Raw genomic sequence first — 19,240 nt, forward strand, 5'->3', positions numbered from 1 at the left:
TGATAGGCGCCCTCTGAAGGAGCCAACCATGCCTGAACTCACTCATTTCGACGCTGCCGGCGACGCGCACATGGTGGACGTCGGCGGCAAGCAGGAGACGAAGCGCATTGCCATCGCACGCGGTTCGATTCGCATGCTGCCGGAAACCTTCGCATTGATCCGCGACGGCAACGCCAAAAAGGGCGACGTGATTGGCGTCGCGCGCATTGCCGCAATCCAGGGCTCGAAGCGCACCGCCGACCTGATTCCGCTATGTCATCCGCTTGCGCTCACGCGCGTCAAAGTGGATTTCGAACTCGACGAGACTCTACCGGGCGTGCATTGCACCGTGCAGGTCGAGACGCTGGGCAGAACCGGAGTTGAGATGGAGGCACTCACCGCCGTGCAGGTTGGACTGCTGACGGTGTACGACATGTGCAAGGCGGTGGATCGGGGAATGACAATCACCGATGTGAAGGTGCTGGAGAAGCATGGCGGGAAATCGGGGGATTGGGTGGCGGGCTGAATACCCACTCATGTCGCCCCGCTTCGACTCATCTTCAAACGACTGCGCGGCTCAATCCTCGTCGCTGTCGTCGTCCGGCGCGACGTCGCCCGAAGGTATGCCATAACGCTTGACCAGTTCCGCCTTGAAGCCGGCGAGCGTTTTCTGCTCATCGCAGAGTTGGTACAGGTAGCTCAATTGCGAAGGCCAGTCCTTCAACTCCTGGGCGAAGATTTTCAGTCGCTCAACGGTGTCGAATGCCGCGGCCGTATCGCCGCTCAACGCCTGCAGCACCGCATAACGACGCAGCACGGTTTCGCCGGGCAACAGCGCCATCGCCTGCCGGTGCATCGCGAGCTTGTGTCGCAGATCCGTCGAATCCATCGGCAACAGTGTGGCCATACCGTATTCGCCCCATGCCTGGAACAGGAACGACGGATCGGCGCGATATTGTTCGGCCGGACGCGAGCCGTAGTACAGCACCTCGGCGCGCGCGTAATCGCGATAAACAGGATACAGCGCAGCAATGCCGCCGAACACGACCACCGCAAACGCGCCGAACGACAAGCGCGCGGGCACGAGACGCAGCGGGCGCGTCTCCAGCAGGCCGAACACGAACATGGCAGGCAGCAGGAAGAACATGTACTGCTGGGGATATTCGACGAGCGCATGCATGACGAGCACGCCGATCAGCGCGATGCCGAAAACACGCGCGGCGCTCTGCGGCGCGCGCACTACCCGCACCAGCCACGTAACGAGACCAAACAGCACGATCGCGAGGCCGATCAAGCCTGTCTTCGCGAGCAGGTCGATAAAAATGTCGTGTGAATTGTTGGCGATCTCGACCCCGCCAAGGGTCTTCGCGAACTGATACTGGTAACTCGGAAACTCGCCCCAACCGACGCCCATCAGCGGATGGGTCCGGAACATCGTCCAGCCGTATTTCCAAAGCGCAAGCCGCGGCGCGATTTGGCCGGCATCCTTGAAGCGATCGGCCGCGGACTGCCCCAGCTCCAGGTGATAACGCACGTTGGCCCATCGAATCAGCGCGTTGACGACAAAGAACAGCACCCCCAACGCGATCGGAATAAGCCACTGACGATGACTGCGGCGCAATTGCGGCTCGGCGCGAGTCTGCGCAAACGCCATCCAGAAACCGGCTACCACGATCACGCCCATTTGCAGCCACGGTCCGCGCGAGACAGTCAGCGCGAGTCCGACCGCGAAGAGCGTGGACACCAATGCCCAGATGGCGACGGCGATCCGGCGTGTCTGGACGAGAAACAGTGCGCCCGCCATCGCGAACGCGATATAAGTGGCGAGGTGATTCGCCTGCGCCATGTTGCCGAACGGCCGGCGCTCGACGGTCACGTTGTATGCAACGACCAGCGGCGATACTCGCGCCTCGAGATGAAAAAGCTGGATGACCTGGCAGAACACCGCGTAAAGACCGCCGACGACCAGCGCTGAGGCGGCCCACCGGAGCGCCGTCTCATTGAGCTTCGCGCGTACGAAACCGTAGCCCGCATGCGTCGCCATGAAAGCGGCGAGCAGAAAGCCGCCGCCGAGCCAGTTCATCGACGGCTGGGAGACCGGCAACACCACCGACTGCGCGATTAGCAGCAAGCCGAACAGGAACGGCACGAGTGCGACGACGGGAGACGCAAAGCCGATACGCGGCCGCGAACTCGCGATCAGGAAGACGACGCCCGCGCCCATCAACAGGTACAGCGCGAGCGCGGTGAACTCCGCGTAAAACGTCGGAATCGGATAGGTATGGTTGACGACTGCATAAGGCAGCACCAACGCGAGAGCCAACAGAACGAGAGAAAGGTAGCGCGCGAAAGGGGTGGGCATCGAATAAGCGGTGGGCGTCAGGTAGGGTAGCCCCCCTTCCTTGCGGAACAGGGGCCCCCTAAGAACCGTACGTGCGAGTTTCCCCGCATACGGCTCAAGCCTACATATTTCTTTACAAAGCCCCGTCAGTGCAACGACGGAGCCGGCTTAGTTACCACAAGTTTACCAACGTGTACCTGCCGGTGGCAGTCGGGGTGCAGCAAAACCCTGTTCGACAGAGCGTTGGTCCCACCATGCATCCGATATTCCAGATGATGGTCGTGCCAACTGGTCTCGTTCGTCAGAGCCCAGCCACAGTGCGCACACAAGCCGCTCTGTGATTTGTACAGCGCCACCCATTGCTTGCGATAACGCATCGAGTACTCCATGCGATCCTGCCGCAATTGCTCGCTGTACTGCTCCCACAATGGATCAAACGGATTGAATTCCCCTTTGACCTTCCTGTGGCGCCTGATGTCCGTACCGCTGATCTGGTACAACTCAAGCAAACCCTTGCTGCCGTCCTCTTGAACTACGGGAGCGGCGAACACCCAATGCCGATTGCCAAGCGAGTGAAAGTACTTCCGTCTCACCCACTCCGCGCTCTTGTTTGGATGCCTCCGCTTCGACCACCGCCAGAGCCTGTAAAACACCAACGACTCCATGCGGCTATACGCCTGCTTGGCTACTACAGGGCTGTGATATTGCGCCCAGCCTCGTAGCATCGGATTCAGCAATCGGATCAACTCCTCCTGCTTTACCGCCTTGTGACCGCTGATCGTATCCGCCACCTTGCGATAGAACGTCTGCACGTTCTTCCTGCTCGGCTTGATGAGCAGCGTTCCCGAATACTTCCGGAAGTTCCACCCAAGGAAATCAAAGCCTTCGTCAACGTGAACGATCCGGGTCTTCTCCTCCGATAGTTGCAATCCCCGTGCTTCAAGGAAAGTTTCTATCCAAGGCCTGACTTCGTGTTCCAGCATCTCTTTCGAGTCGCCAGTGATGACGAAGTCGTCCGCGTATCGCACCACATTCACTTTTAGCTTGTTCGCTTTCCCGATCCCAAATTTCGCACCGAGGTACGCAATCAGTTCACGTTCCAGCCCGTTCAGCGTCACGTTTGCCAGCGTCGGAGAGATGATGCCTCCCTGCGGCGTACCGGCCTCCGTCGCCTGTAGCTGCCCTTTGTAAATCAGGCCAGCCTTCAACCATTTGCGAAGGATCACTTTGTCCATCGGGACATTGTTTTCCAGCCACTCGTGGTTGATGTGGTCAAAGCATCCCTTGATGTCCGCTTCAAGTACCCATTGCGCTGAACGACGACGGGCCATGACAACGAAAATCTGAGACATGGCATCAGCCGTCGAACGATTGAGCCTGAACCCATAAGAGTTCGGGTCACTCGTCGACTCTGCTACCGGCTCCAAGGCAAGCAGATACAAGGCTTGCATCGCCCTGTCCTGCATGGTCGGAATGCCCAGAGGGCGCTCCTTCCCGTTGGCCTTGGGGATAAAGACTCTCCGTAGAGGCAGAGGCTTATACCCGTGCCGCTTCAACCTGCCGACAGCAAGCCACCGGCTTTCAGGCGAATCCCATAGCTCGCGATCAACTCCAGCCGTTCGCGCACCCTGGTTCTGCGTAACACGTCGTACCGCATACAACTTTGCGGACAACGTGCGAGTCAGCATCCGTTGCAAGGCTTTCACCCTGCGCCAGTCACTTTCTCGCGTCGCCTTCGCAATTCGAATCTGCATCCCTCTCACGTTCCGTTCAACCCGACGCCAATCTACGGCGTGCCAGTTGTCCGGCGCGTGGGAAAGCGCAGATCCGGACTTCCGACCAGATACTTTCATGCTGCTCTCCTACCTGGAAAAGTCCCCAGACAGAAGGCGCATCTCCCCCAGCGGGGCAGATACACCCCGCTGGGGAACAACAAAACTCAATGCAGGCGCATGCACCTGCATCTGACCAAGTTACAGAGGGTAGTCAGCCGTCTTGCGACGGTAGACCAGACGGAAGTCTGCCCGCTTTCGCGTGGGGTGATGTCCCAACCCCTATCCGAACCATTACAGCCCGGCTTTCGCTTTTTCCGTCCTCCCATACCTGCACAATCAACAGCGTCCCTTGCGGTTCGCCTGCCAGCCTTACTGCGCTGGCAACCATACAGGCTTACCACGTTCCCGGCATGTCACACGACTGACGTAGGTTCTGCCTCTTCCCCGGTGGCTAAGTGACGACGTAATCCGACGGTTGAGCGGATTAACCAGCCACGTACCTTTTGGTTAGAGCCCAATGTTCAAGCAGCTTTGGCTCCTCAGTGCTTACGAGGTTTATCAGCAGTTCACTTACATTAACCCTATCAGCCAGCCTAGCTCCTCAACCCCCTTGCTGCTGGGAGTCTCCAGATCGTTCCTCGCGGAGCCGATCTGCCCGAAACGTCCGGGGGCTACATTGTCAGAAGAGCTTCACACCCCACCGTTGCCAGTGACGCATGTCTTCCTAGGCTACTGCTGGTCGTACAGCAGGTTCACTTCCTCACCCGGACATCAGGTAAGGCAAAACAATGACACACCGAGCTTTCGCTCGTATCGGTTTGCGAATCCGTTGCTGTTGAAAGCGCAGGAATTGCACACGACATCCCGCCTGGTCGGCGGAGATGAAGCCGCTGACTGGGCGGGGCCTGACGGTAATCAGGTCAATACAATGCGATCCTCCGGCTGGACAAGCCCGGGTCACGCTTCACAAAAATATGGGGCGTAGTCCCGAAGGACCACACACTCAGCTACTAGAAATCGCCCCCGAAGGGGCCTCAAGCGCATCTTTACTGCAGTCGATGCTCGTAACGTGAGCGAACGGACACGAGCGTGCGTGTCGCACCAACCGGCGCACTATACAAAAAAATCCTTGTGCTGTGCGCCGGCCCTGCCGAAATATCCCGAAAATCAGCGATTTACGCTCGAACTGCCCGCCATGCGCCCGCCCGTTGCATTACGTGCGGCACTCGGGCGGTGCAAGGTTCGACGACAGCGTAGGCGCGTTGACAGGACTCGGTCCTGCGCCTGGCGCCGGCAAAGAGGACGCCGTTTTACCGCCAGCGAAGCATTCCCACGCGAGCGCGCCTGCCTGCACCGAACCCTTCGTCAGCGCAACGCGTGCGGTGGGTGCATCGACGTTGTCGGGCACCGACGGTACAAGCGTGATCGTGTTTGAGCCGGACGGAGCCACACGTGTCGTGAAGGCGACGGTGATCTGACCCGTGTCGTCGTCGACATGGACGGACTCGACGTTGCGCGTTGCGGGCGGCGACGCATAGCCCCCGCTAAACGCGTTGCCGCTCGCCGCGTTTTCCGATACGGCGAGTCTCGCCGACGCCGCAAGCGACAAGCCCTCCCCGACACGGCTGCGCGCCAGATAGTCCTGATACGCGGGAATCGCGTAGGCCGCGATCACGCCGACAATCGCGAGCACGATCATCAGTTCGATCAGCGTAAAACCGAGGCCGAGGCGCCGGCACGCGCGCGCAAATGTAGACGACCAGCGTGCTCGCGTGAGCCGCGACTGTGAGATCAGCGCGGACTGAGAATATGGGGAATAAGGCAAAGTGACGATCATCGGCAGGCTCCAGAAACGAAAAACGCCTGCCCCACGGATCGGGAACAGGCGCTTCCATCGTAGCGAGCGACGCTCGTGTCACATAGTCGGCCGAATGGCTAATGTTGAGCCGCCGCGCGATTCGCGTTGCGGCGCTTGATCAGGTAGCCGAGGATCACGACGAACAGCGCACCGGCGATGCTCATGCCATATTCGGCTACGGACGTATCGAGGACCGGCCAACGGTCGCCTGCCGGATCGTTGATGATGAGCCCGCCCGCGATCCAGCCGAGCAACGCGGCGCCGAGCGTAATCACGATCGGGAAACGGTCCAGCAGCTTCAGCACCAACTGGCTGCCCCATACGATCAACGGAATGCTCACCACCAACCCGAAAATCACGAGCGCTAGGCGATGCTGCGGGTCGGCGGCCTCGGCTGCGCCTGCGATGGCGATCACGTTGTCGAGACTCATCACGGCATCCGCGACGATGATCGTCTTGATTGCCGCCATCAGCTTGTCAGCGGGCTTCACGTTCTCGTGCGCGTCGTGCGCTGGCGCCATCAGGCGAACCCCGATCCACAACAGCAACAGCCCCCCCGCGAACTTCAGCAGCGGCACGTCGAGCAGCGCGACCGCGAACGCGATCAATACGACACGAAGCAGGATGGCGCCCGCCGTGCCCCACAGCACGCCCTTCGTGCGCTGGGCTGGCGGCAGGTTGCGGCAGGCGAGCGCGATCACGACGGCGTTGTCGCCACCCAGCAGGATGTCGATGACGATGATTTGAATGACTGCGCCCCAATGGAGCGTGGCGAGGAACTCGAACATGAACGGAAGAATAGAAGGGAACGGGAAGCGCGGCCAATTAAAAAAGCGGAGGAGTGTTTAACTCCCCCGCTCTTGAAACCGCACGCTAACGAAAGGATCTCGTAAGCGTATCAAAAAAGGCGCTCGAACTGGGCGCCAGTTTCGATTTACAGCATGGCCTTCAGAAGACGCGCCATTTCCGACGGGTTCTTCGTGACCTTGATGCCGCATGCGTCCATGATTTCCAGCTTCGCTTCGGCCGTATCGGCACCGCCCGAGATCAGCGCGCCGGCGTGGCCCATGCGCTTGCCCGGGGGCGCCGTCACCCCAGCGATAAAGCCGACAACCGGCTTCTTCATGTTGCCCTTGATCCACTCAGCCGCGTTCGCTTCGTCCGGACCGCCGATCTCGCCGATCATGATGACGGCGTCCGTTTCCGGATCGTCGTTGAACATCTTCATCACGTCGATGTGCTTCAGACCGTTGATCGGGTCGCCGCCGATACCGACTGCCGACGACTGACCGAGGCCGATCGCCGTCAACTGGCCGACTGCTTCATACGTCAGCGTGCCCGAACGCGACACGACGCCGATGCGGCCCTTGCGGTGGATGTGGCCCGGCATGATGCCGATCTTCAGCTCGTCCGGCGTGATCGTGCCCGGGCAGTTCGGTCCGAGCAGCAGCGTCTTGCGGTTTTCGCGACGCATGCGGTCCTTGATCTCGATCATGTCGCGCACGGGAATGCCTTCCGTGATACAGATCGCGAGATCCAGGTCGGCTTCGACTGCTTCCCAGATTGCGGCAGCAGCGCCCGCCGGCGGCACGTAAATCACCGACACGGTCGCGCCCGTTTCAGCCTTGGCTTCAGCGACGCTCGCGTAGATAGGAATGCCTTCGAAGTCTTCACCGGCACGCTTCGGGTTCACGCCGGCAACGTACGCTTCGCGGCCGTTTGCGTATTCACGGCAAGCACGCGTGTGGAACTGACCGGTTTTGCCGGTGATGCCCTGCGTGATGACCTTGGTGTCTTTGTTAATCAGAATCGACATGTATTGACCTCTGTTCGTTTGGCGTCGCGCGGGGGCGCCACTGGACGACACGTTCGCCGCCAGCGTCGCTCGCGCGATGCCATTCGTAATCCTGGTTAATCCTGGTAAACGCGCTGTGGACTAGGCTTACGCCTTGCCCGAAGCGGCCGCGACGACCTTCTGAGCCGCTTCTTCCATGCTGTCAGCCGCAATGATCGGCAGACCGGATTCAGCGAGCATCTTCTTGCCCAGGTCTTCGTTCGTGCCCTTCATGCGGACCACGAGCGGCACCTTCAGCGACACGGCCTTCGACGCCGCGATCACGCCTTCCGCGATCACGTCGCAGCGCATGATGCCGCCGAAGATGTTGACCAGAATCGCGGTCAGGTTCGGGTTCTTCAGCATGATCTTGAACGCTTCCGTGACCTTCTCGGTCGTGGCGCCACCGCCCACGTCGAGGAAGTTCGCCGGTTCGCCGCCGAACAGCTTGATGGTGTCCATCGTTGCCATTGCGAGGCCGGCGCCGTTCACCAGACAGCCAATGTTGCCGTCGAGCGAGATGTACGCCAGATCGAACTTCGACGCTTCGACTTCAGCCGGATCTTCTTCGTCCAGATCGCGATACGCGACGATTTCCGGATGACGGAACAGTGCGTTCGAATCGAAGTTGAATTTCGCGTCGAGCGCGATGACCTTGCCGTCGCCCGTCAGGATCAGCGGGTTGATTTCGGCGAGCGATGCGTCGGTTTCCCAGAATGCCTTGTAGAGGCCTTGCAGGATCGCGCGCGCTTGCGGGATCGATGCGTCGGGCACGCCGATTTTCTTCGCGAGGTCGTCAGCTTCGGCGTCCTTCAGGCCCGTCGACGGATCGACCGCAACCTTGTGGATCAGCTCGGGCGTCTTTTCCGCGACTTCTTCGACGTCCATGCCGCCTTCGCTCGATGCCATCACGACGATCTTCTGCGAAACACGATCGATCACGAGGCCGACATACAGTTCCTTCTTGATGTCCGCGCCTTCTTCGATCAACAGGCGATTCACCTTCTGGCCTTCCGGACCAGTCTGGTGCGTGACGAGTTGCATGCCGAGGATCTGGTTCGCGTATTCGCGAACCTGTTCCAGCGACTTGGCAACCTTCACGCCGCCACCCTTGCCACGGCCACCCGCGTGGATCTGAGCCTTCACGACCCAAACCGGGCCGCCGAGCTCTTCCGCGGCCTTGACCGCATCATCCACCGAGAAGACCGGCTTGCCGCGCGGTACCGCGACGCCGAATTTCCGCAGGATTTCCTTACCCTGGTACTCGTGAATCTTCATGCGTGATTCCCTTCAGTCTGAGAGTTGGATTGAACTTCGTTTCCGCTACCGTCCAACATGCCGGGCGCATTGCCCCTGCCTTCTTGGCGGGCCGCCCCGTTGTCTGGCGATGCCGGGCGGTCAGCTGGGCGTGGCGCGTAGCCATACCAGCGCGGGTAAAACTTCTGCACTGCCTCCCCGTCGAAACGCAGTGCCTGGCAGCGTCCCAACTGGAATGGCGGTTTGTCGTTTAAACGTTCGGCGGTACCGTCGGCCGACTCATTTTCTGAACTGGCGCTCGCGCCTGCTGCCTTGTCACCGGTATCCCACACGTCGCCGGCAAACGCCTGGATAGCAGCGGTCGGCAGGATCGCGCACAACTCGGTGAGATGCGTGCAACCAGCCGTGCCGGCCAGCAAACGGGCAGCATCGCGACGGAAGTTGTGAAGCAGATTGAGCCCGATGAGGGCACGGTAGGCAGGATTGCTGGCTTGGCATAGCCCAGGATAGGGCACCCAGTCGGACGACGCCTCGGCGTCGACGACATTGAGCTTGCGATCGATGGTGATGCGAAGCCAGAGTTCATGGATCGGTTGACCATTGGGCCGGACGCCCGACGCAAGCGCCACATCGCGTGGCTTTTCGTCGGTCAAGCACGCTTCCACATCCCACAGGCCATCGGCTCGCTCAAAAGCTTCCGCTCTGATTGCGCGGCGATGGCGCAATTGACGGGGCACTGGCGAGGAAAGCGGCATGCGGAAAGGAAAGGCCGAATTGGAAAACGCGTGAATTTTAGCATACTGGGTATTTGAGACAGCCCCGAATGCGGCGGAACGGCCTGCGGGCCGCCCAGAGCCGGTTTCGTGCTCGACGACGCTGTGCGCGCGGTCGCGGACTACTCCCCTGCGTGCGCCTAGTCACCGCTCCATCCTTCGTCGATGCCTTTGAGGATTTTGCCGATGGTGGCGCCCGAGAAACCGCGCGATGCAAGAAAACGCGCCTGCTTCGCGCGCTCCGCCGATGTCTGTGGAAGTTCGCCGAACTTCTTGCGCCACACCGCTTGGGCGCGCGCAAGCTCGGTTTCGCGCAATTGGGCGCTCGCCTCTTCGACGAGCGTTTGATCGACAGAATGTTGCTTCAATTCGCCGACGATCCGGCTCGCGCCCATCCGCGACGACCGGCGATGAATCAGACTTTCGGTGAAGCGCGAATTGGACAGCCAGTTCTCGGCTTCCAGCGTATCAAGCAGCGTATCTAGCGAGTCGTTCTCTTCGACGAACGGCTTCAGCTTACGCGCAAGTTCGCTGCGGCTATATTCGCGACGAGACAGATAGCCGAGCGCGCGACCCTTAAGCGAACGTGCGGGACGTTGGGATTTTTTCGCTTCGTTTTGCCCGGATTTCGCGTCGGCGGATGCTCGGCGTGAGTCACGTGAGCGGCTATACGTGGGCTCAGTAGCCGTGGTATTTCCTGCAGTCTCGAATGGGTCCGAGAAATCCGCGGAATTTGGGCTAGCAGGCGGGTTTTGGGACTGGGCACGCCGCGGGCCACGGCCCGCAGCGCGATCATGCGCGTCGAACGATTCGGACGGATCGAACGAATCGTTCTCGTCATTACGCGGGCCGCCCGCGTTGCGTCCGGTCTCGGACAGTGGCCGGCCCTTGCGTATCACGTAATGGTTACTCTTCTTCGCCCGCGACTTCTGCGCCTGCGCCGGTCACCGCTTCAGCCATTGCATTCACGCCCAGCGATTCGCGGATACGGTTTTCGATTTCACGAGCGATGTCCGGATTCTCGCGCAGGAATTCGCGCGCGTTGTCCTTACCCTGGCCGATACGCTCACCGTTATAGCTGTACCACGCGCCGGCCTTGTCGACGATCTTGGCTTGCACGCCCAAGTCGATGACTTCGCCCTGACGCGAAATACCCTCGCCGTACAGGATGTCGAAAATCGCCTCGCGGAACGGTGGGGACACCTTGTTCTTGACCACTTTCACGCGCGTTTCGTTGCCGATCACTTCGTCGTTCTTCTTGATCGAACCGATGCGGCGAATATCCAGACGCACCGACGCGTAGAACTTCAGCGCGTTACCACCCGTAGTGGTTTCCGGGTTGCCGAACATCACGCCGATCTTCATGCGGATCTGGTTGATGAAGATCACGAGGCAATTCGTGCGCTTGATCGTGCCAGTGAGTTTGCGCAGCGCCTGCGACATCAGACGCGCTTGCAGACCCGGCAGCGAATCGCCCATTTCGCCTTCGATTTCAGCCTTCGGCACGAGCGCCGCGACCGAGTCGATCACGATCATGTCGATCGAGCCCGAACGCACCAGTGCGTCGGCAATTTCCAGCGCCTGTTCACCCGTGTCCGGTTGCGAAACCAGCAGGTCGTTCACGTTCACGCCGAGCTTGCCCGCATACTGGATGTCCAGCGCGTGTTCGGCGTCGATAAACGCTGCCGTGCCGCCCAGCTTTTGCATTTCAGCAATAACTTGCAGCGTCAACGTGGTTTTACCCGACGACTCCGGACCGTAAATTTCAACCACACGACCACGCGGCAAACCACCGACGCCAAGCGCGATGTCGAGGCCGAGCGATCCCGTTGAAACGACCTGGATGTCTTCGACTACCTCACCTGCGCCGAGCCGCATGACCGACCCTTTGCCGAACTGCTTTTCGATCTGCGCGAGGGCGGCAGCGAGTGCCTTGCTCTTTTCAGCAGTCAGTCCAGCCGAGCCTTTCTTGCTTTCTTCCATGAATCGTCCTTTGCTATGATGAACGGCGTCTGAGGCAGATGTGCGGCCCACCTTTTGAAGGACAGCACACGAAACCCAGACACTGTATAAAAAAACAGTGGTTTTGGCAAGCGCGATTCTCATGCGAACACGCATGTTTACCGCCGCGCTGCCCAAATCACCCACAATAATTTTCGGAGACCGCTGTGCGCCGCGGGGACACCCGAGGTGCCGGCCAAGCCTTGAGCTGGCGCACCATGCGAATTCTGATTGCCGAAGACGACAGCATACTCGCGGACGGTCTGGTTCGATCACTCCGCCAATCGGCCTATGCTGTCGATCACGTGAAGAGCGGCGTGGAGGCCGACACCGCGCTGTCCATGCAAAGTTTCGACCTGCTGATTCTCGATCTCGGCCTGCCGCGCATGTCCGGACTCGAGGTGCTGCGCCGCTTGCGCGCCCGCAACTCCAATCTCCCCGTACTCATCCTGACCGCTGCAGACAGCGTCGACGAACGCGTCAAAGGCCTCGATCTCGGCGCCGACGACTACATGGCCAAGCCATTCGCGCTCAACGAACTCGAAGCGCGTGTGCGCGCGCTGACGCGGCGCGGTGCGGGCGGCGGCCCGACGGTCGTGCGGCACGGTTCACTATCGTTCGACCAGGTGGGCCGGATCGCCTATATCAACGAGCAGGTGATCGAGCTCTCGGCGCGTGAACTCGGACTGCTCGAAGTGCTGCTGCAGCGAATCGGGCGTCTGGTTTCGAAGGAGCAACTCGTCGATCATCTGTGCGAATGGGGCGAGGAAGTCAGCAACAACGCGATCGAGGTTTACGTGCACCGGCTGCGCAAAAAGATCGAGCCGAGCGGCGTGCGCATCATTACCGTGCGCGGGCTCGGGTACTGTCTCGAGAAGGCGGTCGCGCCCGCAAACCCCAATACGAACGCCGCCGCGTCCACGCCCGCCGAGCCCGAACCCGAGCCGCCTTCGTCGCCGCAGTCAGACGGGATGCCGGCAAGCCACCACTACAAATAGAGCACACCCATGTCCGCACCCGCCGATCGCGCGACGGCCCGCGCGGCGGACCTCGACGAGGCGCGCGACGAGCGCTACGCCAATCCGTTCGCTCCGCCCGACGAAACCGAAGCCGCAGCCGCAGCCCGCCCGCGCTCGCTCTTCGGCGAAATTCTCGACTGGATGCTCGCGCCGCTGTTGCTGCTGTGGCCGATGAGTCTCGCGGTGACTTATCTCGTTGCCAAATCGATCGCGAACGGACCGTTCGACCGCGCGCTCGAAACCGACGCCTATGTGCTCGCGCGCCAGATCCACCCGGTCAACGGCGTGGCTGAACTGACGCTGCCCGACTCCACACGCGACTTTTTGCGCACGGACAACGTCGACAGTGTTTTCTATCAGGTGCTCGGCACGCGAGGCGAACTGGTGGCGGGCGAGCGAGACATGCCGCTACCGCACGAAGAAGACCGGCCGCAACCGGGGCTCGTCGCATTTCGCGACGACATGCTGCGCGGCAACGACATCCGCGTGGCTTATACGACGGTCGAGTTTCCGCAGACGCCCGGCGCCGAGCCCGTGCTGGTGCAAGTCGCGGAAACGCTCGACAAACGCAGTCAGCTTGCCAACGACATCATCAAAGGCGTGATCCTGCCGCAGTTCGTGATCCTGCCGCTCGCCATCCTGCTCGTGTGGTTCGGCCTGTCACGCGGTCTCGCGCCGCTGCACGCATTGCAGGCGCATATCCGCGCGCGGCGCCCTGACGACCTGTCGCCGCTGGAAGCGCGTCGCGCGCCTCCGGAAATCGAGCCGCTCGTCACGTCGTTCAACGATCTGCTGACGCGCCTCGAACAGAACATGGAATTGCAAAAGCGCTTTATCGCCGACGCCGCGCATCAGATGAAAACGCCGCTTGCCGGCCTGCGGACCCAGGCGGAGCTGGCGTTGCGGCAGGACGCGTCGGCGGAAGTGCATCGCTCGCTCGAGCAGATTGCGACGAGTTCGGAACACGCGGCCCGCCTCGTCACGCAGTTGCTGGCGCTTGCTCGCGCGGAAAACCGCATGTCCGGACAGATTTTTACGCCGGTGGAAGTGACAGAAGTGGCCCGCAACGCCGTGCGCGACTGGGTGCAGGCCGCGTTCGCCAAACAGATGGACCTCGGCTACGAAGCGCCGGACGAGCCCGTCGAAGTCGAAGGCAATCCCGTCATGCTGCGCGAAATGTTGTCGAATCTCATCGACAACGCCATTCGCTATACGCCGGCGGGCGGCCGCATCACGGTCAGGGTGCGGCACGAGAAAGCCGCGCGGCTCGTGCATCTGGAGGTGGAAGATACAGGCCTCGGCATTCCGGTGGCCGAACGTTCGCGAGTGGTCGAGCGGTTCTACCGGATTCTCGGCCGTGAGGGCGACGGTAGCGGCCTCGGGCTTGCGATCGTTCGCGAGATTGCGACGATGCACGGCGGCGAGCTGACTATCGACGACAACGTCTATCAGAACTCTCCGCAGCTCGCGGGAACGCTCGTACGCGTCAGTTTACATGTGCTGGAACGGGGCAGGACTTACCCTAACGTGAACTGACCGCGACGGGTGTCAAATGGCGAGATAGGCGGCGTTCATGCGCAACCAGGCGGCGTTGCAGGTTGATTGACGAATTTTCACGACATTCCGCCGGCGCGTCAAAAGCTGCGGCAGCAGCCGTTCATGTCAGAAGGCCGTAAGTTTTCACTCCAATAATCGGTTGCACGGGAACGCCGCGGGCCGGCGCACCGCGTGCATATCAATATTTGGAGACGACATATGGCTACCGTTGGCGGACACATTTCGCCCGTGCCCATGACGCGCGATGAGAAGCGGGTGATCTTCGCGTCGTCGCTAGGTACGGTTTTCGAGTGGTACGACTTCTATCTGGCCGGTTCGCTCGCGGCCTTCATCAGCAAGAGCTTTTTCTCGGGCGTCAATCCGACTGCGGGCTTCATCTTCACGCTGCTCAGTTTCGCTGCGGGCTTCGCAGTCCGGCCATTCGGCGCAGTGGTGTTCGGGCGGCTCGGCGATATGGTCGGCCGCAAGTACACGTTCCTCGTCACGATCGTGATCATGGGTCTGTCGACCTTCCTGGTCGGCTTCCTGCCCGGCTATGCGGCGATCGGCATTGCTTCGCCGGTGATTTTCATCGCGATGCGCATGCTGCAAGGCCTCGCACTCGGCGGCGAATATGGCGGTGCTGCGACGTATGTGGCCGAACACGCGCCGCCGGGACGTCGCGGCTTCTACACCGCGTGGATCCAGACGACTGCCACGCTCGGCCTGTTCCTCTCGCTGCTGGTCATTCTCGGCGTGCGCACGTCAATGGGCGAAGACGCGTTCGGCGCATGGGGCTGGCGGATTCCGTTCATTGCGTCGATCCTCCTGCTGGGCGTTTCGGTGTGGATCCGCCTGCAGTTGCACGAATCGCCGGTGTTCGAGCGCATCAAGTCCGAAGGCAAGACGTCCAAGGCGCCGCTTTCCGAGGCGTTCGGCCAGTGGAAGAATCTGAAGGTCGTGATTCTCGCGCTGATCGGCCTGACCGCCGGCCAGGCCGTGGTCTGGTACACGGGCCAGTTCTACACGCTGTTCTTTCTGACGCAGACACTGAAGGTGGACGGCGCGACGGCCAACATCATGATCGCCATTGCGCTTCTGATCGGCACGCCCTTCTTCCTGTTCTTCGGCTCGCTGTCGGACCGGATCGGCCGCAAGCCGATCATCATGGCCGGCCTGCTGATCGCGGCACTCACGTACTTCCCGCTGTTCAAGGCGCTGACGCACTATGTCAACCCGGCGCTTGAAACGGCCACGGCGAAGGCGCCGATCGTCGTGATCGCGAACCCGGACGAATGCTCGTTCCAGTTCAATCCGGTCGGCACGTCGAAGTTCACGAGTTCGTGCGACATCGCGAAGAGCGCGCTTTCGAAGTCCGGCTTGAACTACGAAAACGTCGCGGCTCCGATGGGCACCCTTGCGCAGATCAAGGTCGGCGATACGGTGGTCTCCACCTATGACGGCAAAGCCGCCGACGCCAAAGATCAAGGCAAGGTGTTCGACAAGTCTCTTTCGACGGCGCTGAAGTCCGCCGGTTATCCGCCGAAGGCCGATTCTTCGCAGATCAACTGGCCGATGAGCGTGGCGATTCTGACGATCCTCGTGATTTACGTGACGATGGTCTACGGACCGATCGCGGCGATGCTGGTCGAGATGTTCCCCACTCGAATCCGCTATACGTCGATGTCGCTGCCGTATCACATCGGCAACGGCTGGTTCGGCGGCTTCCTGCCGGCCACGGCGTTTGCGATCGTCGCGGCGAAGGGCAATATCTACTCGGGCCTGTGGTATCCAATCGTGATCGCGCTCATCACCTTCGTGATCGGCATGCTGTTCGTTCGTGAAACCAAAGACTCGGACATCTACGCAAAAGATTGAGGCGCCTTGTTCAGGCGGCAACTGAAAAAGTTGGGCGCCGGGGGTTGACAGCCCTCGGCGCTATCCTCATAATCTCGCTTCTTTCGGCGAATTAGCTCAGTTGGTTAGAGCGACGGAATCATAATCCGCAGGTCCGGGGTTCGAGTCCCTGATTCGCCACCAGTTGCAAGAAAAAGCCGCTGATCCGCAAGGTTCAGCGGCTTTTTTGTTTTACACCCGCAACTTCAAGGAGGTTTCTTGATGACGTTTCGCACCGCCGCGCGCGCCGTGGCCGCCGCATCGATTGCGCTTCTCGGCGCCGCTTCCGCAACTGCCGTTCTGGCGCAAACGCCGACTGACAATCAGTGGCGCGCAAGTCAGACCACGTTGTCGACACTCCTGCAAAACGGCTACAAGATCGTCGCCGTCGTCAATACGCCTCGCGGCGCCGGCGGCCCCGCCGACACGATATTCGTGCAGCGCGATCAGAGCGCTTTCAAATGCATCGATCCACAAGCGCCGGAAGCGGGCAAAACCGCGCCGGGCTGCTATGAACTTGCGCCGCCGTCGGGCACGGCTACAGGCTCCGAGGCGAAATAGCATGCGACCGGAAGCGGCCGCGCCAGTTGCGTCGTTCAAACGCAGAGCAGGCGGTCACTTCGACGCCGTTCAACCCGCCGGCCCAGCCGACAATTCGCCAGCGGTTCGAACTGCGGCATGCCAGCTTTAACTGCATGAACCACACAGTTGGCGTCAGTGGTCGCTTATCTAAACGACCTCACGCTGACGCACATCGCCGCGACCTGCCGGTCATTCCGTCACTGCTGACACTCCGCCAGACGCATAAGACGCCAGACGCTTCGACGGCACATGCGACGATGAACCGATCACGCCTCGATGCGGGCCCGCGTCACGCTGAGCAGGCGCACCATTGCGTCGCGCGCCGCGTCCGCGTGGCGGTCACGAATCGCCTCGAACACCGCCGTATGTTCGGCGAGTGAAGCGTTGAAGACGGCCGCGCGTTTCGCATTCAGCCGAAGCTGCGCCTCGAGCGTGCGCTCGATCAGCGTGCCGAGCGGTATCAGCAATTCGTTGCTGCACGCAATCAACACGTTCAGGTGAAATTGCAGATCGGCCCGCACCCATTCATCGACATTGCGTGCACCGGCCATCGCGGCGTGAGCGGCCGCAAGTGCGCCGAATGTCTCGTCGGAATGCGAAGCGGCCGCGAGACCCGCGGCATACGGCTCGATCATCTCCCGCATTTCCTGCAGCTTGAGCGCGAACTGCATCGGCTCGGCGACGCGTGAATACCAGTCGAGCACGTCGACATCGAGCAGATTCCACGCGTGTCGTGGCCGCACCCGCGTGCCAACGCGCGGGCGCGATTCGATCAACCCTTTCGACGTCAGCGTGCGCAGCGCCTCGCGCAACACCGTGCGGCTCACGCCAAACGCGTCCATTAGCTCCGCCTCACGCGGCAGAATCGAATCGGGCGCGTAATCGCCGCGCAGAATCGCAGTAGCCAGCCTGTGGGCGACGCGCCCATGCAGATCGTGCTGAATAGGTTCCTCCTTGCGGCGTCGCCGCTCAACATGTGGCCAATAGTACTATTAATAGTACTGTAGCGGCCTTTTGTTGTAGCATGGGGATCCTCGAATATTTGGCATGCGATCGGAGACGCACACTATGAAAATCACCAAGCTCGAAACTTTCATCGTTCCACCGCGCTGGTGTTTCCTGAAGATCGAGACCGACGAAGGCATCGTCGGCTGGGGCGAGCCGGTAGTCGAGGGCCGCGCGCATACGGTCGCGGCAGCGGTTGAGGAGTTGTCGGATTATCTGATCGGCAAAGACCCGCTTCTAATCGAAGACCACTGGCAGGTCATGTATCGCGCAGGGTTCTATCGCGGCGGTCCGATCACGATGAGCGCGATTGCCGGCGTCGACCAGGCGCTGTGGGACATCAAGGGCAAGCATCACGGCGTGCCAGTGCACGCGCTGCTCGGCGGCCAGGTGCGTGACCGCATCAAGGTGTATTCGTGGATCGGCGGCGACCGCCCGAGCGACGTCGCAAACAACGCGCGCGCCGTGGTCGAACGTGGCTTCAAGGCCGTCAAGATGAACGGCTCGGAAGAACTGCAGATCATCGACACCTTCGACAAGGTGCAAGGCGTCATCAACAACGTCGCGGCGGTGCGCGAGGCGGTAGGGCCGGACATCGGCATCGGCGTGGACTTTCATGGCCGCGTGCATAAGCCCATGGCCAAGGTGCTGGCGAAAGAACTCGACCCGTACAAGCTGCTTTTCATCGAAGAGCCAGTGCTTTCGGAGAATGCAGAAGCGCTGCGTGACATCGTCAATCAGACGAACACGCCGATCGCACTGGGCGAGCGTCTCTATTCGCGCTGGGACTTCAAGCACATTCTGTCCGGCGGCTATGTCGACATCATCCAGCCAGACGCATCGCATGCGGGCGGGATCACCGAGTGCCGCAAAATCGCGTCGATGGCCGAAGCCTACGACGTCGCGCTCGCGCTGCACTGCCCGCTCGGCCCGATTGCATTGGCAACCTGCCTGCAGATCGATGCCGTAAGCTACAACGCGTTCATCCAGGAACAAAGCCTCGGGATTCACTACAACCAGGGCAATGACCTGCTCGACTACATCAGAAACCCGGAAGTCTTCAAATATGAAGATGGCTTCGTGTCAATCCCGCAAGGCCCGGGCCTCGGAATCGAAGTGAACGAGGAGAAAGTGCGCGAGATGGCGAAGGTCGGCCATCGCTGGCGCAATCCGGTCTGGCGTCACGCGGACGGCAGCGTCGCCGAGTGGTGATCGCTTCACTCGCTTGCTGACTGACGCCGCCTGCGGGCGGCGTCCTCTTTTGTGCGCCGTGACGGATCACAGCGCTGCGACTTGCGTCCCCTCTGGCCTTGCCCGATAGGCTTGCTTGCCCTTTGTTCGGCATCAGACAGATACATGGCCTGCTCCTTGCTGAAATGCGTCC

Annotated in this window: 16 protein-coding genes and 1 tRNA gene; 7 read left to right on the forward strand and 10 right to left on the reverse strand. The window is 60.9% G+C overall.

The window, feature by feature from the left end:
- The first annotated feature begins 28 nt into the window (after positions 1-28).
- Positions 29-505, forward strand: a complete 477-nt coding sequence (gene moaC, locus OH764_RS14150; RefSeq protein ID WP_498847220.1) for a cyclic pyranopterin monophosphate synthase MoaC — start codon at positions 29-31, stop codon at positions 503-505.
- Between the two features lie 51 nt (positions 506-556).
- On the opposite strand, the gene OH764_RS14155 is transcribed toward moaC, so the two are convergent.
- From OH764_RS14155 to recA, 9 genes are all read right to left on the reverse strand, one after another.
- Entirely contained in the window at positions 557-2,341 is a 1,785-nt protein-coding gene (locus OH764_RS14155) for a PglL family O-oligosaccharyltransferase (protein ID WP_498847221.1), read from the reverse strand.
- 125 nt (positions 2,342-2,466) lie between these two features.
- Complete coding sequence (gene ltrA, locus OH764_RS14160) at positions 2,467-4,173, reverse strand: group II intron reverse transcriptase/maturase (protein ID WP_498847222.1); 1,707 nt, start codon at positions 4,171-4,173, stop codon at positions 2,467-2,469.
- Positions 4,174-5,308: 1,135 nt separating this feature from the next.
- Positions 5,309-5,932 (reverse strand): pilin, encoded by a 624-nt coding sequence (locus tag OH764_RS14165; RefSeq protein ID WP_020069247.1) that lies wholly within the window; start codon positions 5,930-5,932, stop codon positions 5,309-5,311.
- A gap of 98 nt (positions 5,933-6,030) precedes the next feature.
- The gene (locus OH764_RS14170) at positions 6,031-6,741 is read right to left on the reverse strand and encodes a TerC family protein (RefSeq protein WP_498847223.1); all 711 of its coding nucleotides are present in this window, start codon (positions 6,739-6,741) and stop codon (positions 6,031-6,033) included.
- Between the two features lie 146 nt (positions 6,742-6,887).
- Complete coding sequence (sucD, locus tag OH764_RS14175; RefSeq protein ID WP_020069249.1) at positions 6,888-7,769, reverse strand: succinate--CoA ligase subunit alpha; 882 nt, start codon at positions 7,767-7,769, stop codon at positions 6,888-6,890.
- A gap of 126 nt (positions 7,770-7,895) precedes the next feature.
- Positions 7,896-9,065, reverse strand: coding sequence for a succinate--CoA ligase subunit beta (gene sucC / locus OH764_RS14180; protein ID WP_498847224.1), 1,170 nt, complete (start codon positions 9,063-9,065; stop codon positions 7,896-7,898).
- Complete coding sequence (locus OH764_RS14185; protein ID WP_087752946.1) at positions 9,062-9,799, reverse strand: DUF2889 domain-containing protein; 738 nt, start codon at positions 9,797-9,799, stop codon at positions 9,062-9,064. The genes sucC and OH764_RS14185 overlap by 4 nt, the downstream gene beginning before the upstream one ends.
- 158 nt (positions 9,800-9,957) lie before the next feature.
- Positions 9,958-10,716: a regulatory protein RecX gene (gene recX / locus OH764_RS14190; RefSeq protein WP_498847225.1), complete on the reverse strand. Its 759-nt coding sequence runs from the start codon at positions 10,714-10,716 to the stop codon at positions 9,958-9,960.
- Between the two features lie 7 nt (positions 10,717-10,723).
- Positions 10,724-11,800 (reverse strand): recombinase RecA, encoded by a 1,077-nt coding sequence (recA, locus tag OH764_RS14195; protein WP_020069253.1) that lies wholly within the window; start codon positions 11,798-11,800, stop codon positions 10,724-10,726.
- Between the two features lie 236 nt (positions 11,801-12,036).
- Here recA and OH764_RS14200 point away from each other — a divergent pair, with 236 nt between their 5' ends.
- The 5 genes from OH764_RS14200 (at position 12,037) to OH764_RS14220 (ending at position 16,830) form a co-directional block, all read left to right on the forward strand.
- Complete coding sequence (locus tag OH764_RS14200) at positions 12,037-12,816, forward strand: response regulator (RefSeq protein WP_498847226.1); 780 nt, start codon at positions 12,037-12,039, stop codon at positions 12,814-12,816.
- Between the two features lie 9 nt (positions 12,817-12,825).
- On the forward strand, positions 12,826-14,373 hold the full coding sequence (locus tag OH764_RS14205) for a sensor histidine kinase (protein ID WP_498847227.1): 1,548 nt from the start codon (positions 12,826-12,828) through the stop codon (positions 14,371-14,373).
- A 219-nt stretch (positions 14,374-14,592) separates the two neighbouring features.
- The gene (locus OH764_RS14210) at positions 14,593-16,251 is read left to right on the forward strand and encodes an MFS transporter (protein WP_498847228.1); all 1,659 of its coding nucleotides are present in this window, start codon (positions 14,593-14,595) and stop codon (positions 16,249-16,251) included.
- Positions 16,252-16,336: 85 nt separating this feature from the next.
- A tRNA-Met gene (locus OH764_RS14215) sits at positions 16,337-16,413 on the forward strand.
- Between the two features lie 78 nt (positions 16,414-16,491).
- Positions 16,492-16,830, forward strand: a complete 339-nt coding sequence (locus OH764_RS14220; protein ID WP_498847229.1) for a hypothetical protein — start codon at positions 16,492-16,494, stop codon at positions 16,828-16,830.
- A 287-nt stretch (positions 16,831-17,117) separates the two neighbouring features.
- Here OH764_RS14220 and OH764_RS14225 read toward each other — a convergent pair whose 3' ends face one another.
- Positions 17,118-17,795: a FadR/GntR family transcriptional regulator gene (locus tag OH764_RS14225; RefSeq protein WP_498848828.1), complete on the reverse strand. Its 678-nt coding sequence runs from the start codon at positions 17,793-17,795 to the stop codon at positions 17,118-17,120.
- 124 nt (positions 17,796-17,919) lie between these two features.
- Between OH764_RS14225 and dgoD the strand changes: the two genes are divergently transcribed.
- A complete protein-coding gene (gene dgoD, locus OH764_RS14230) occupies positions 17,920-19,068 on the forward strand; it encodes a galactonate dehydratase (RefSeq protein WP_015003685.1) in 1,149 nt (382 codons plus the stop codon).
- The last annotated feature ends 172 nt before the right edge of the window (positions 19,069-19,240 follow it).

Origin of the sequence: Burkholderia sp. M6-3, from assembly GCF_050858985.1 — a bacterium.
GTDB lineage: Bacteria > Pseudomonadota > Gammaproteobacteria > Burkholderiales > Burkholderiaceae > Paraburkholderia > Paraburkholderia caledonica.

Excerpts from the sequence above, each read along its gene's own strand:
- OH764_RS14165 (WP_020069247.1), bottom strand. The coding sequence starts at position 5,932 with ATGATCGTCACTTTGCCTTATTCCCCATATTCTCAGTCCGCGCTGATC.
- ltrA (WP_498847222.1), bottom strand. The coding sequence starts at position 4,173 with ATGAAAGTATCTGGTCGGAAGTCCGGATCTGCGCTTTCCCACGCGCCG.
- OH764_RS14205 (WP_498847227.1), top strand. The coding sequence starts at position 12,826 with ATGTCCGCACCCGCCGATCGCGCGACGGCCCGCGCGGCGGACCTCGAC.
- OH764_RS14170 (WP_498847223.1), bottom strand. The coding sequence starts at position 6,741 with ATGTTCGAGTTCCTCGCCACGCTCCATTGGGGCGCAGTCATTCAAATC.
- OH764_RS14185 (WP_087752946.1), bottom strand. The coding sequence starts at position 9,799 with ATGCCGCTTTCCTCGCCAGTGCCCCGTCAATTGCGCCATCGCCGCGCA.
- OH764_RS14200 (WP_498847226.1), top strand. The coding sequence starts at position 12,037 with ATGCGAATTCTGATTGCCGAAGACGACAGCATACTCGCGGACGGTCTG.
- OH764_RS14210 (WP_498847228.1), top strand. The coding sequence starts at position 14,593 with ATGGCTACCGTTGGCGGACACATTTCGCCCGTGCCCATGACGCGCGAT.
- OH764_RS14155 (WP_498847221.1), bottom strand. The coding sequence starts at position 2,341 with ATGCCCACCCCTTTCGCGCGCTACCTTTCTCTCGTTCTGTTGGCTCTC.
- sucC (WP_498847224.1), bottom strand. The coding sequence starts at position 9,065 with ATGAAGATTCACGAGTACCAGGGTAAGGAAATCCTGCGGAAATTCGGC.
- dgoD (WP_015003685.1), top strand. The coding sequence starts at position 17,920 with ATGAAAATCACCAAGCTCGAAACTTTCATCGTTCCACCGCGCTGGTGT.
- moaC (WP_498847220.1), top strand. The coding sequence starts at position 29 with ATGCCTGAACTCACTCATTTCGACGCTGCCGGCGACGCGCACATGGTG.
- OH764_RS14220 (WP_498847229.1), top strand. The coding sequence starts at position 16,492 with ATGACGTTTCGCACCGCCGCGCGCGCCGTGGCCGCCGCATCGATTGCG.
- recA (WP_020069253.1), bottom strand. The coding sequence starts at position 11,800 with ATGGAAGAAAGCAAGAAAGGCTCGGCTGGACTGACTGCTGAAAAGAGC.
- sucD (WP_020069249.1), bottom strand. The coding sequence starts at position 7,769 with ATGTCGATTCTGATTAACAAAGACACCAAGGTCATCACGCAGGGCATC.